This window comes from Palleronia caenipelagi (genome assembly GCF_007004065.1).
Lineage (GTDB): Bacteria > Pseudomonadota > Alphaproteobacteria > Rhodobacterales > Rhodobacteraceae > Palleronia > Palleronia caenipelagi.
This window is the reverse complement of the sequence record NZ_VFSV01000001.1, coordinates 118,987-131,761: the sequence shown is the minus strand read 5'-3', so window position 1 is coordinate 131,761 and position 12,775 is coordinate 118,987. Positions and strand designations below refer to the sequence as shown.

Below are 12,775 nucleotides of genomic sequence, written 5' to 3'. Positions count from 1 at the left end.
GGTGTCTGCTTAATGGTCTTTTTCTGGATCCGGACAGGGCGCCGTAAGGCGATATGGCCCGCAATATTGCTGGCAGTCTTATATCTGCCAGTCTTTTCTTTTGCACTTTGGTACTTACCAACTAGCCTGCCAGCACCCCCTGGTCCACCTGAATGGAATGCAGAAACCAATTCGTGGGATTACTCTTCTGCTGAAGCAAAGTACGCTATGGACCGAATGACTGAATTTGGCCGATATCTTCATCCGACACGAGCCGAATGGCTTGATATGCTTCGGAAAAATCAGATAATATACGTGACGCTTATAATTGCGTGCGTCGTATTACCGATTTCAATCAGCTGGCTTACAATACGACGGGTCCTGAAGTGAAGCCGAATTTTCTCTTACTGTTCTCTGCCATCTTCCTCTCCGCCTGCGTCACCACCCCACGCGAACCGGTCTCCGTCCGCCACTTCGCGTCCACCGAGACGGCCGGCGATGGCGCGCGCTGGCATATTTTCCTCTTTGACCCGGACGAGCCCCGCGACCTCGACGCCCGCATCGCACTGGCGAAAAAAGAAATCGCTCGTGAGCCCGGCTGCACATGGGCAGACCGCCCGCGCGCCCGGATCGAAGCCCAGACCGCTGCCCAGGGCGCGCAATACGAAGACCGCGTCCTTGCCGCTCCCCTCATCTGCGAGGCCTGACCATGACCCCGGAACTCACCGCCCTCACCCTCGCCGCGCTCCTGCAAATGGTGCAGCTTATCCTCTACGCGGTTCCTGCCAATCTGGAACTGGGCGCACAGACCACGATGGGTCCCCGCGACCCGGAAAAGCAGCCCCGCCCGATCGCCGAGCAACTCACCACCCGCACCGGTCGCCTCCTGCGCGCCTTTAACAACCACAACGAAGCGCTCCTGCTCTTCGCCGTTGCCACCGGCATCATCACCGTCACCGGGCAGTCGACCGCCATCACAGCCGCCTGCGCGTGGATCTACCTCGCGGCCCGCATCGCTTACATCCCCGCTTATGCCTTCGGCTGGGTCCCCGCCCGCTCCCTCATCTTCATGGCAGGCTGGGGCGCGACCCTCGTCCTGCTGATCGCAGCCCTCCTGTGATCCGCCAGATCGGACATATCAGGACTCGACACCCGCTCATCTCTCCTCTTTGTGTCAGGAAAATACCCCGGGGGAGTCGCGTCAGCGACGGGGGCAGCGCCCCCAACCCGGACCCATGAGAAAGGACTCACCCCATGGCTTCTTATGACGTCATCATCATCGGCTCTGGCCCCGGCGGCTATGTCTGCGCCATCCGGTGCGCGCAGCTTGGTCTGAAAACAGCTTGCGTCGAAGGCCGCGACACCCTCGGCGGCACCTGCCTCAACGTCGGCTGCATTCCGTCGAAGGCGCTCCTTCACGCCACCGAGATGCTCCACGAAGCCCAGCACAATTTTGCGAAAATGGGCCTGAAGGGCAAATCCCCTTCGGTCGACTGGAAGGTGATGCAGGAGTACAAGGCAGACACCATCGGCCAGAACACCAAGGGCATCGAGTTTCTGTTCAAGAAGAACAAGGTCGACTGGCTGAAAGGCTGGGGCTCGATCCCCGAGGCAGGCAAGGTGAAGGTAGGCGACGAGGTCCATGAGGCCAAGAATATCGTCATCGCCACCGGCTCCGATGTCGCCACCCTGCCCGGCGTCGAGATCGACGAAGAGATCGTGGTCTCCTCCACCGGCGCGCTGAGCCTGCCGAAGATCCCAAAGAAGATGGTGGTCATCGGCGCAGGCGTCATCGGATTGGAGCTCGGCTCCGTCTACGCCCGTCTCGGCGCCGAGGTGAGCGTGATCGAGTATCTCGACGTCATCACACCCGGCATGGATGGCGAGGTTCAAAAGACCTTCCAGCGGCTGCTGTCCCGTCAGGGTCTCGATTTTACCATGGGTGCCGCCGTGCAGGGCGTCGAGGTGAAGAACAAGAAGGCCACCGTCACCTACAAGCTGAAGAAAGACGACAGCGAGCACACGGTCGAGGCAGACACAGTTCTCGTGGCCACGGGTCGCAAACCCTACACGGACGGGCTGGGCCTCGCGGAGCTCGGTGTCGAGATGACCCAGCGCGGTCAGGTTCAGACCGACGCCCATTGGGCCACCAATGTCTCCGGCATCTACGCCATCGGCGACGCCATCACCGGTCCGATGCTCGCTCATAAGGCCGAAGATGAGGGCATGGCCGTGGCCGAAGTGATCGCGGGCAAGGCAGGCCACGTGAATTACGACGTGATCCCGGGCGTGATCTATACCCACCCGGAGGTCGCCACCGTCGGCCAGACCGAGGAGCAACTGAAAGACGCAGGGATTCCCTACAAGGTCGGCAAGTTCAGCTTTATGGGCAACGGCCGCGCCAAGGCGAATTTCGCCGCCGATGGTTTCGTCAAGCTGCTGGCACATAAGGACACCGACCGGATCCTCGGCGCCCACATCATCGGCCCCATGGCAGGCGACCTGATCCACGAGATCTGCGTGGCCATGGAGTTCGGCGCGGCGGCGGAGGACCTCGCCCTAACCTGCCACGCTCACCCGACCTATTCGGAAGCGGTGCGCGAAGCGGCGCTGGCCTGCGGCGACGGGCCAATCCACTCCTGATATCGCTTCTGTGTCAGCGACGACGCCCGCCACAGGGCGTCGTCTTTTTCTCCAAGCGCTCCAACAATCATCACGGACAAGGTGACCTTCGTACCGGTCGTCGGCCGTTCCGATGATAAAGACGAAGGCCTGTCGCGCTTGCCGAAACTCCAGACTCTACGCGTCTCATAAGAAAGGCCCCGGAAAACCGGGGCCGCTCTGTTCTGCTGACACGTTGGTCGCGTTCAGAAGCTGTATCCGATCTCCATACCTGTGACGATGACATGGTTGTTGTCGAACTTGGCACGGGCCACGTCCGGGGTTCCGGTCTCGGGCTTGGCATCACCCAGGGTGACGTACCGTACGCCCCCGGCGATCCGGATCTGGTCGGTGGCCTGATAGGCCAGACCCAGACCAATGGATTTCTGGCCATTGCTGGGCGAAAGCGGCGAGACGAGATCGTCGTCATCGCGATGCTCGTAACCAAAGGTGATCGAACCTGAGAGACGGTCGGTCAGCTTGCGGCCAACGCCGAGGGTGAGGCTGTAGCCATCGTCGATATCGGAAATGCTGTCGCCGTCATTCGACGGATCCACGACCGCATCGAAGAAATCGGGCGCGACTTTGACATCTTCGTACCACGCGTAACGGATCTGCCCGAAGAGCAGCGTCTTCTCGTTCAGGCCGGTCTGGAAGTCGAGATTGACCGAATCCGGGGTGTCAATCTCGGTGGTCGACGTGATGCGCGACGGCAGCCCAAACTGCTGGAAATAGGCTGGCACGTCTTCCTTGGTGTGCATCTTGTGAGTTGTGCCCTGACGATAGGTCAGCGCAACGCGGAGCGCGAGTTCCGGACGCTCGTAGGCGGCACCAACGACAAAACCGAAATCCCCATCCTTGTCGAAATCGACCTTGTAGCCGTTGAGCTCCGCAAAGGCGAGGCCACCCAAGCTGACATCGGCGTCGAGGCGGGTGTAGTGGAAACCACCATGAACTGAGTAGTTGTCATTGAACTTGTAGCGGGCCAGAGCCGTGATCGCCTCGGAATCTACGCTGGCGCTGGTGCCGCCGAGCAGGTTCGAACGGTCTGCCCCGGGTGTCGGGATTGCCGGGCCATCATTGTATTTCACATCCGATCCGAAAGGCTGGTCCAGAATGACGGCAAAGGACCACTGGTCGTTCAGCTCGTATTTGAGACCTGCGCCGAACAGGTTGAAATCTCCAGCCGCATCGCCGGATTTTGCTCCGCCGGGGAATGCGACGATACCCGTTCCCGGAACATACTGGTTAACATCCCGGCCATCGACATGGGCAAAAGCGCGCGCTGCGCTGAATTCGAAATAGTTGCCCTCGGAAAAGAGGACCCCGACATCCTGCCCCGACCGGTCGAGCCCGATCGCGGACGCTGCGGCCGGCAGCAGCGCAACCGTCGCGGCCGTTGCCAAAAGTTGGGTTCTCTTCATAGCGTGTCCTCCGAAGTCCCTCGCGCCCCTCCGCGCGCACCTAGCGACCAATAAGGCCGCCAAACGCCCCATCAAACTATGACTAAACGTCAATTGGAGTGGAATTTCCCCGGACGACGGTTCGAGTGTCGCGCCTTTGCTACAAGAATGATCCCGGTTCAGCCGACTGCTGTCATTCTGTCGCAAAACAGTGACGACTTAGCCGCGATTTTGAACAAATCCACAAGAAATGACGCTCCGTCATAGTTTGAGCCACAGAAGAGCGCTCTTATGCGTGGGGAAGGGTGCGCGAGACAGCGCAAGGGAACCTGGAGGAAACGCGATGAAATCAACTCAACTTTTGGCAACAGCTGCGACGATAGCCTTGTTGCCGGCAGCGGCTTCGGCACTGGGCGTCGACCGCACGGGCCAGAACATCACCGTGCTGTTTGAAAAAGGAAACTACGCGGAGCTCAGCTTTGCCCATGGTATGCCGGACGTGACGGGTGAGGACTCTGACCTCTACGCCGCCCCCAATGTCCTTGCGCTTCCGGGCGGTGCAGACATTGACAATGTCGGCAATGACTTCAACCAGTTCGGCGCCGCGCTGAAGATGGACATCGACGACAAGCTGTCCTTCGCTCTCATCTTCGACAAGCCGTTCGGGTCGGACGGGGAATATGACGACGCGCCGTCCGTGCCCACGCCCGGTGGCGATTCGTCCAACCTGCTGGGTGGAACCAAAGCAAAGCTGAAGTCCAAGGCGATCACCGCGCTGGCACGCTACAAGTTCAACGAGAACTACTCGGTGCATGGCGGTCTGCGCTATACCAACGTCGAAGCGGATGTGACGCTACGCGGTCTCGCCTTTGGTGGGCTGAGCGGGTATTCGGCCGATTTCGAGGACGACTGGGATCTCGGCTACGTCATCGGTGCCGCCTATGAGCGCCCGGAACTGGCTCTGCGGGTCGCGCTGACCTACAACAGCAAGACCGAGCACAAGCTGCACACCGAGGAAAATCTGCCTCTGGCACTTCAGGGGGCGTTTGGCCTCCCCGCTCAGGTGACCTCCACGACCACGGTCGAAATCCCGGAATCGGTGAACCTGGATTTCCAGATGGGTCTGAACCCCAAGACGCTGCTGTTCGGTCAGCTCCGCTATGCGTGGTACGAGGACTTCCAGACCTCGCCTCGGGTGTTTGACGCAGCTGCGGATCCTGGCAATGACGGCACCAGCCTGACCGAAGCCTCCGACAAGTGGAGCCTGAAAATCGGTGTTGGCCGCCAGCTGACGGATAAGCTCGCCGGCTCGATTACGCTCGGCTATGAGCCCGATGAGGACAACAACGTCCTGACCCCGCTCAACCCGGCCAGCGACGGCTTCAAGTCGATCGCTCTGGGCCTTGCGTACAAGGCAACGGATGCCGTGACGATTTCGGGCGGCGTGACCTATATCTCGCTGAACGACACCCGCGTCGGAACGGGCATCCCCCGCGAAGAGCGGGCCACTTTCGACAGCAACGACATCGTCGCGGTTGGCATGAAGGTTGGCTATCGTTTCTGAGCCTTGGACGATCCGTTAACAGAGAAACGGCCCCGGGATCTCCGGGGCCGTTTTCGTTTGAGTATGCCCGAGCGCTGACCATCTCATTTGGCTGGTGCCCTCAGGTTTATCGCGTTCGCGGCAATAATAATCGCCCCCCCGAAGAACACCGCGATTTCGGCGGGTTCACTGTAGAGATAAAAACCTACGACCATGATGACCGGCAGCCGCAGGAAATCCATCGGCATCACCATCGGGGCCGGAGCGATGGCGAGCGCCGAGGTCAGGCAGAAATGTGCCGAAAGCCCGGCGCATCCGATGAGGATCAGCCACGGCCAGATCGCCGATGAGGGCCAGGCGATCTGCCCATCCGCTCCCGCGCAGATGAGGCCCATCACCGCTTGCATCGCCGTCAACCAGAACAGGATCGAGGTGATCCGCTCATGGCGGGTGAGCTTGCGGGTGAAGAGCGCAGAGCCCGCAAACCCCAGCGCTGCGCAGAATGCTGCGATCTGTCCCGGCCCGATCTCCGCCGCGCCGGGGCGCGCGACGATCAGGATGCCGCAAAACCCGATCACCGCCGCCAGCAGGTTGCGTGGTGTCAGCCGCTCCCCCAGCACCAGAGGCGCGAAGAGGGCAACCCAGATGGGTGAAGTGAACTCCAATGCGAAAACCTGCGCCAGCGGGATCAGCGCGATCGCGAGGAACCACAGGTTTTGCCCGGCAAAGTGAAACACGTTGCGGATCAGGTGTAGCCCCAGCCGGTCTGTGCGGATCTGACCCAGCGTGCCCGACATCCCTCCGATGGCGCAGACCAGCGCGATACCGATGAGCGACCGGTAGGTCATCAACTCGAACGTATCGAGTTCTGCGCTCACCGCCCGGCCCGCCACAGCCATGGTCGAGAAGGACACCACCGCCCCCGACATCCACATTGCCGCCCGTGCCAGTGCCATCCCGCGCTCCCTCTGCTCGCGACTCCTCTTGGCGCAAATCACGGGTGATTGCACCTGCCGTTTGGCGCGCATAACCTGAGGCAAAACAGGAGATGTCATGCCCCTGCCATTTAACGGCGCCATCAGCCGCTTTTACGACACCGCCCCCGCAGAGATCCGCCGCGCGATTTCCCATCGCAAGAAGGGCCAGATCATCACCGATGATTATCCCTACCCCGAGCGGATGGACCGCAAGGAGTACGAGGCTGCCCTGAAGGACCTGCAAATGCAGCTCGTCCGGCTTCAGGCCGATGTGAAGGCCACAGGCAAGAGGGTCGCCGTGGTGTTCGAGGGACGCGATGCGGCCGGTAAGGGTGGCGCGATCAAGCGCATCCGCGAGAACATGAACCCTCGCGTCACCCGCGTCGTCGCTCTGTCTGCACCCACCGACCGCGAGCAGACCCAGTGGTATTTTCAGCGCTACGTGAACACCCTGCCCGCGGCGGGTGAGATCGTTCTTTATGACCGCTCGTGGTACAATCGCGGAGTGGTGGAGAAGGTCTTTGGCTTTTGCACCGACGCCCAGCGGGAGACCTTTTTCCAGCAGGTGAACCCGTTTGAGAAAATGCTGGTCGAGGAAGGCATCACGCTGGTGAAGATCTGGCTGAACGTAGGCCGGGCCGAGCAGCTCCGCCGGTTCCTCGACCGAGAGGGCGACCCGATGAAGCAGTGGAAGCTCAGCTCCATCGACGTCAAAGGGCTGGAGCGCTGGGATGCCTATAGCGCCGCCATTGCCGAAACCTTTGAACGCAGCCACAGCGACCACGCCCCCTGGACGGTAATCCGCGCCGATGACAAACGCCGCGCCCGCATCGCCGTGATTCGCACCATCCTGCAGCAGGTGCACTATGATGGCCGTGATCCGGAACTGGACGCCGGACCCGACCCGAAGATCGCCGGCGGCCCGGAGATCTGGTCCCATCACGACGATGGCTAAACGCGGCTATCACCACGGCAATCTCCGGCAGGCACTGATCACGGCGACATTGACGCTGATCGAGGAGAAAGGTCCCACGGGCTTTACCCTCTCCGAGGCGGCCAAACGCGCGGGCGTCACCCCTGCTGCCGTCTACCGTCATTTCGACGGTCGCGAGGCGCTGATCGCTGAATGCGCGCGGCAAGGCTACGAGATCTTCGGCAACGAGATGACCCGCGCTTATGAGAGCGGCCAGCCCTCCGCCCTGCGCGCCTTTGCCGCTACGGGGCGCGCCTATCTCGATTTTGCCCGCACCCATCCAGGCCATTACGTGGCGATGTTCGAGTCCGGCATCTCCGTGGCGCGCTCGCCCGAGCTCTACGCCGTGGCCTCCCGCGCCAACGGGGTGCTGGAGACCGCCGCCGAGGCGCTGTCCCAGCACATCCCCGAGGCCAAGCGCCCGCCGCCCACCATGGTGTCCTCCCATATCTGGGCCATGTGCCACGGGGTGGTGGAACTGTTCGCGCGGAACTCCCCCGGCACCAAGGTCCCCTTCCCGCCCGAAGATCTTCTGGAGAGCAGCATCGGCATCTATCTGCGCGGTCTGGGCCTCCTGCCACCGGATGCCTGAACGCAGGTGCTGGACGCCGACACGCGGCGCGCTAGCCTTCGTCTCCGGGAGCATCCGATGACCGAACCCGTTCTGACCTTCACCGACCGCGGCATCTACTGCCCTGCCGCCGATGTCTTTATCGACCCGTGGCGGCCTGTGGACCGCGCGCTGATCACCCATGGCCACGCCGACCACGCGCGTCCCGGCATGGGCCGCTATCTCGCCACCGAGGCCGCCGCGCCAGTGATGCGCCACAGGTTGGGGGATATCACGCTCGACACGGTGCGCTATGGCAAGACCCTCGATCTGGGCGGCGCGCGGGTGTCGTTCCATCCGGCGGGCCATGTGCCGGGCTCAGCGCAAATCCGGGTCGAGGTCGGCGGCGAGGTCTGGGTCGTCTCGGGTGACTACAAAGTCGAGCCCGATGGTCTCTGCGAGCCCTTCGAGCCGGTGCGCTGTCACGCCTTCATCTCCGAATGCACCTTCGGCCTGCCGGTGTTCCGTTGGCAGCCGCAAGCTCAGGTCGCGGCGGAGATTAACGACTGGTGGGCGGCAAACGCGCGGGAGGGCAAGGCCAGCCTCCTCGGCGCTTACTCGCTCGGCAAAGCGCAGCGCCTGCTGGCCGCGCTCGACCCGTCCATCGGTCCGATCCTGACCCACGGCGCTGTCGAGGCGACAAACGAGGTCCTGCGCGCTCAGGGCCTGCCCCTGCCCGACACGATCCGCGTGACCCCGGATCTGGATCCGAAGGCCCACCCCGGCGCACTCGTGGTCGCGCCGCCCTCCGCGCTGGGCAGCCGATGGGCGCGGCGGTTCGGGCCGGCCTCCACCGCCCACGCATCGGGCTGGATGGCGCTCCGGGGCGTGCGCCGCAGGCGGGCCGCCGACCGGGGTTTTGTGCTGTCGGACCACGCGGACTGGGCCGGACTGAACAGCGCCATTGCGGAGACCGGGGCGGAGCGGATCTTTGTCACCCACGGATATACCGCGATCTTCCGCCGCTGGCTTTCGGAGCAAGGCTATGACGCGGCAGTGGTCGAAACAGCCTATGAGGGCGACGAGGCCGAGAGCGGCGCGGAGGAGACGGAATGAAGCGCTTTGCCGCCCTGTTTGCCGCGCTCGACCAGACGACGAAGACGAACGCCAAGGTCGATGCGCTGGCCACGTATTTCCGCGAGGCCCCCGAGAGCGACCGGCTCTGGACCATCGCACTCCTGTCCGGTCGCCGGCCCAAGCGCGCGGTGACGACGACGCTCCTGCGCCAATGGGCAGCGGAGCGGGCGGGCATCCCGCTGTGGCTGTTCGAGGAGAGCTATCCTATCGTCGGCGATCTGGCGGAGACCATCGCGCTGGTCCTGCCCGAACCCGCCCGCAGCCTTGAGTTCAGCCTGACCGAGTGGATCACCCGCATCCGGGCGCTGGCGGGCGAAGATGAGGCTGCGAAACGGGCGGCGATCTTTGAGGCTTGGGATGGTCTCGGCGGGCGGGAGCGGTTCGTGTTCAACAAGCTCATCACCGGCGGGTTTCGCATGGGCGTCAGCCAGAAGCTCACCACCCGCGCCCTCTCCCGCGCCACCGGGATCGAGGAGCCGGAACTGGCGCACCGACTGATGGGCGACTGGACGCCGGATGCGACGAGTTGGGAGGGGCTGATCCATGCGCCCGACCCACGGGGCGACCTGTTCCGCCCCTACCCGTTCTACCTCGCCTATCAGCTGGAGGACGGCCCCGAGAGCCTCGGGGATCCGGGCGACTGGGCGGCGGAGTGGAAGTGGGACGGCATTCGGGGGCAGCTCATCCTGCGCGGCGCGGAGCATTTCCTCTGGTCGCGGGGAGAGGAGCTGATCACCGACCGCTTCCCCGAATTTCAGCGGCTTATTGGCGTCGTGCCGGAGGGGACGGTGCTCGATGGTGAGGTGCTCGCGTGGGAGAACGGCGCGCCCATGGCCTTCAACGCGCTGCAAAAGCGAATCGGGCGCAAGACAGTGCCGAAGAAGCTGCTGTCCGAAGCACCTGCACTGCTCTACGCCTACGACCTGCTGGAATGGCAAGGAGAGGATCTGCGAGAGCGGCCCTATGAAGAGCGCAGGGCGCGGCTCGATGCTCTGGCGGAGACCTTGCCCAACGACGCGCCACTCCGTGTCTCGCCGCTGATCGCCTTCGAGACGTGGGACACTCTCGCGTCGGAACGTGCCCGCAGCCGGGATCTGATGGCCGAAGGGGTGATGCTGAAACGGCGTGACGCCCCCTATCGCGACGGGCGGCGCAAGGGCGACTGGTGGAAGTGGAAGGTCGATCCGCTGACCATCGACGCGGTGATGATCTACGCTCAGCAGGGCCACGGGCGGCGGGCTAACCTGTTTACCGATTTCACCTTTGCGGTGTGGGATGCCGGCCGGCTGGTCCCGTTTACCAAGGCCTATAGCGGCCTCACTGACCGTGAGTTTGCGCAGATCACCGCTTGGGTTCGGCGCAATACGGTCGAACGGTTTGGCCCAGTGCGCTCGGTGACGCCGGAGCATGTGTTCGAGATCGCCTTTGAAGGCATCCGGGAGAGCCCCCGGCATAAATCCGGCGTCGCGTTGCGCTTTCCTCGGATGTCCCGGTGGAGGCACGACAAGCCCGTGTCAGAGGCCAATACGCTCGATGATCTGAAGGCGATGCTTGCGGCATATGGCTGAGGGGGCGCTGCCCCCACGGGCCTGACGGCCCGACCCCCGGGGTATTTCGGGAAAGATGAAGCCAGGCGGGCTTGGCGGGCCGGGATGCGGCGCTTATGTGAAAGCGGAACGATGACAGGAGTTTTCATGCACCGCACCGCCGTTTTTGACACCGTTGAGGCCGCCGCTGGCGGGTCCGGGCTTGGTGACCTGCCGGTCTGGGATTTGACCGACCTCTATCCGGCACCTGACGCGCCCGAGATCGAGGCTGATCTGACGTGGCTGGAGAGTGAATGCGCCGCTTTTGCGAAGGAATACGAAGGCAATCTGTCCCGGCTTGATGCCGAAGGAATGCTGGGCGCGATCCGGCGTCAGGAGCGCATCGATGCGGTGGCCGGACGGATCATGTCCTATGCCGGGCTGCGCTATTATCAGGTGACCACAGATGCGGAACGCGCCGCGTTCCTGTCCGATTGTCAGGACAAGCTGACCGCCCACACCGCTCCTCTGGTGTTCTTCGGGCTCGAAGTGAACCGGCTGGAAGACGGGCATCTGGACCGGCTGTTTAACCAGAACGCCGATCTGGCGCGCTATCGTCCGGTCTTTGACAAGTTGCGGAAGATGCGGCCCTACCAGCTGTCGGATGAGCTGGAAAAGTTTCTGCACGACCAGTCCGTCGTTGGCGCGTCGGCATGGAACAAGCTGTTCGACGAGACGATCTCCGGCCTTGAATTCGAGGTCGATGGCGAGGTGATGGGGATCGAGGCGACCCTGAACCTGTTGAGCGAACAGGACCGTTCGGTTCGTGAAAAGGCTGCGCGGGCGCTGGGTGAGACCCTTTCGGCCAACGTCAAAACCTTTGCCCGCGTACACAACACGCTGGCCAAGGAGAAGGAGGTCGAGGATCGCTGGCGCAAGATGCCCTCGCCCCAGACCGGTCGCCATCTGTCCAACGACGTGGAACCCGAGGTGGTGGAGGCGCTGCGCAATGCCGTCGTCGCCGCTTATCCGCGTCTGAGCCACCGCTATTACGAGCTGAAGCGCAAATGGCTGGGGCTGGACCGGATGCAGGTCTGGGACCGCAACGCGCCGCTGCCCATGGAAGATGACCGCAAGATCGGCTGGACCGAGGCGCGGGAGACTGTGCTGTCCGCCTATGCGACCTTCTCGCCCCAACTGGCAGAGCTGGCGGAGCCGTTCTTTGACAAGGGCTGGATCGATGCGGGCGTGACGCCGGGCAAGGCACCCGGGGCCTTTGCGCACCCCACCGTCACTGACGCGCACCCCTATGTTCTGCTGAACTACCTGGGCAAGCCGCGCGACGTGATGACCCTCGCCCATGAGCTGGGTCACGGGGTCCATCAGCGCCTTGCCGCCGCCCAAGGCGAAATGCTGTCCAGCACGCCGCTGACGCTGGCCGAAACCGCGAGCGTGTTCGGGGAGATGCTGACCTTCCGCAAGCTCCTGTCGGAGGCCGAAACCCCCGCCCAGCGCAAGGTTTTGCTTGCCGGTAAGGTCGAGGACATGATCAACACGGTGGTCCGGCAGATCGCGTTCTACGATTTCGAGTGCAAGCTTCACGATGCCCGCCGGGAGGGAGAACTGACGCCTGACGAGATCAGCGCGCTGTGGATGAGCGTGCAGGGCGAAAGCCTCGGACCGGCGTTCGACTTCATGGACGATTACCAGACCTTCTGGGCCTATATCCCCCATTTCGTCCACTCGCCGTTCTACGTCTACGCCTATGCCTTTGGCGACGGTCTGGTGAACGCGCTTTACGCGGCCTACGAATCGGGGACGCCAGAGTTTCAGGAGAAATACTTCGACATGCTGAAAGCCGGCGGCTCGAAGCACCACAGGGAGTTGCTGGCTCCGTTTGGCCTCGACGCCTCCGACCCGGCCTTTTGGGACAAGGGGCTGTCGATGATCGAAGCCATGATCGACGAACTCGAAGCCCTCGAAGACTGACGCGGACGCGCCCGGCCAAGCTGCCGGGCGCTTTCCC

At 63.0% G+C, this 12,775-nt stretch carries 11 protein-coding genes; 9 read left to right on the top strand and 2 right to left on the bottom strand.

What is annotated here, in order from left to right:
• Positions 1 to 365: 365 nt before the first annotated feature.
• The 3 genes from FEV53_RS00640 (at position 366) to lpdA (ending at position 2,622) form a co-directional block, all read left to right on the top strand.
• The gene (locus FEV53_RS00640) at positions 366 to 686 is read left to right on the top strand and encodes a hypothetical protein (protein WP_142832880.1); all 321 of its coding nucleotides are present in this window, start codon (positions 366 to 368) and stop codon (positions 684 to 686) included.
• 2 nt (positions 687 to 688) lie between these two features.
• Positions 689 to 1,099, top strand: a complete 411-nt coding sequence (locus tag FEV53_RS00635; protein ID WP_142832879.1) for an MAPEG family protein — start codon at positions 689 to 691, stop codon at positions 1,097 to 1,099.
• A gap of 134 nt (positions 1,100 to 1,233) precedes the next feature.
• Positions 1,234 to 2,622 (top strand): dihydrolipoyl dehydrogenase, encoded by a 1,389-nt coding sequence (gene lpdA / locus FEV53_RS00630; RefSeq protein WP_142832878.1) that lies wholly within the window; start codon positions 1,234 to 1,236, stop codon positions 2,620 to 2,622.
• 224 nt (positions 2,623 to 2,846) lie between these two features.
• Here lpdA and FEV53_RS00625 read toward each other — a convergent pair whose 3' ends face one another.
• Positions 2,847 to 4,064: an OmpP1/FadL family transporter gene (locus FEV53_RS00625; RefSeq protein WP_185962037.1), complete on the bottom strand. Its 1,218-nt coding sequence runs from the start codon at positions 4,062 to 4,064 to the stop codon at positions 2,847 to 2,849.
• A gap of 322 nt (positions 4,065 to 4,386) precedes the next feature.
• Between FEV53_RS00625 and FEV53_RS00620 the strand changes: the two genes are divergently transcribed.
• A complete protein-coding gene (locus FEV53_RS00620; protein ID WP_185962036.1) occupies positions 4,387 to 5,607 on the top strand; it encodes an OmpP1/FadL family transporter in 1,221 nt (406 codons plus the stop codon).
• Between the two features lie 83 nt (positions 5,608 to 5,690).
• Here FEV53_RS00620 and FEV53_RS00615 read toward each other — a convergent pair whose 3' ends face one another.
• Positions 5,691 to 6,542, bottom strand: coding sequence for a DMT family transporter (locus FEV53_RS00615; RefSeq protein ID WP_142832875.1), 852 nt, complete (start codon positions 6,540 to 6,542; stop codon positions 5,691 to 5,693).
• 97 nt (positions 6,543 to 6,639) lie between these two features.
• Here FEV53_RS00615 and ppk2 point away from each other — a divergent pair, with 97 nt between their 5' ends.
• From ppk2 to FEV53_RS00590, 5 genes are all read left to right on the top strand, one after another.
• On the top strand, positions 6,640 to 7,518 hold the full coding sequence (gene ppk2 / locus FEV53_RS00610; RefSeq protein ID WP_142832874.1) for a polyphosphate kinase 2: 879 nt from the start codon (positions 6,640 to 6,642) through the stop codon (positions 7,516 to 7,518).
• Entirely contained in the window at positions 7,511 to 8,128 is a 618-nt protein-coding gene (locus FEV53_RS00605) for a TetR/AcrR family transcriptional regulator (RefSeq protein WP_142832873.1), read from the top strand. Before ppk2 ends, FEV53_RS00605 begins: the two co-directional genes overlap by 8 nt.
• Before the next feature lie 57 nt (positions 8,129 to 8,185).
• Entirely contained in the window at positions 8,186 to 9,202 is a 1,017-nt protein-coding gene (locus FEV53_RS00600; RefSeq protein WP_142832872.1) for a ligase-associated DNA damage response exonuclease, read from the top strand.
• Positions 9,199 to 10,791 carry an ATP-dependent DNA ligase gene (locus FEV53_RS00595; protein ID WP_142832871.1) on the top strand — a complete coding sequence of 531 codons (1,593 nt, stop codon included), beginning with the start codon at positions 9,199 to 9,201 and terminating at the stop codon, positions 10,789 to 10,791. The genes FEV53_RS00600 and FEV53_RS00595 overlap by 4 nt, the downstream gene beginning before the upstream one ends.
• 126 nt (positions 10,792 to 10,917) lie before the next feature.
• Positions 10,918 to 12,738, top strand: coding sequence for a M3 family oligoendopeptidase (locus FEV53_RS00590; protein ID WP_142832870.1), 1,821 nt, complete (start codon positions 10,918 to 10,920; stop codon positions 12,736 to 12,738).
• Positions 12,739 to 12,775 lie beyond the last annotated feature (37 nt).

What these genes read in the sequence shown, in the direction of transcription:
- FEV53_RS00600 (WP_142832872.1), top strand. Translation starts at nt 8,186, where the DNA reads ATGACCGAACCCGTTCTGACCTTCACCGACCGCGGCATCTACTGCCCT.
- FEV53_RS00605 (WP_142832873.1), top strand. Translation starts at nt 7,511, where the DNA reads ATGGCTAAACGCGGCTATCACCACGGCAATCTCCGGCAGGCACTGATC.
- FEV53_RS00620 (WP_185962036.1), top strand. Translation starts at nt 4,387, where the DNA reads ATGAAATCAACTCAACTTTTGGCAACAGCTGCGACGATAGCCTTGTTG.
- FEV53_RS00590 (WP_142832870.1), top strand. Translation starts at nt 10,918, where the DNA reads ATGCACCGCACCGCCGTTTTTGACACCGTTGAGGCCGCCGCTGGCGGG.
- FEV53_RS00625 (WP_185962037.1), bottom strand. Translation starts at nt 4,064, where the DNA reads ATGAAGAGAACCCAACTTTTGGCAACGGCCGCGACGGTTGCGCTGCTG.
- FEV53_RS00615 (WP_142832875.1), bottom strand. Translation starts at nt 6,542, where the DNA reads ATGGCACTGGCACGGGCGGCAATGTGGATGTCGGGGGCGGTGGTGTCC.
- ppk2 (WP_142832874.1), top strand. Translation starts at nt 6,640, where the DNA reads ATGCCCCTGCCATTTAACGGCGCCATCAGCCGCTTTTACGACACCGCC.
- FEV53_RS00595 (WP_142832871.1), top strand. Translation starts at nt 9,199, where the DNA reads ATGAAGCGCTTTGCCGCCCTGTTTGCCGCGCTCGACCAGACGACGAAG.
- lpdA (WP_142832878.1), top strand. Translation starts at nt 1,234, where the DNA reads ATGGCTTCTTATGACGTCATCATCATCGGCTCTGGCCCCGGCGGCTAT.
- FEV53_RS00635 (WP_142832879.1), top strand. Translation starts at nt 689, where the DNA reads ATGACCCCGGAACTCACCGCCCTCACCCTCGCCGCGCTCCTGCAAATG.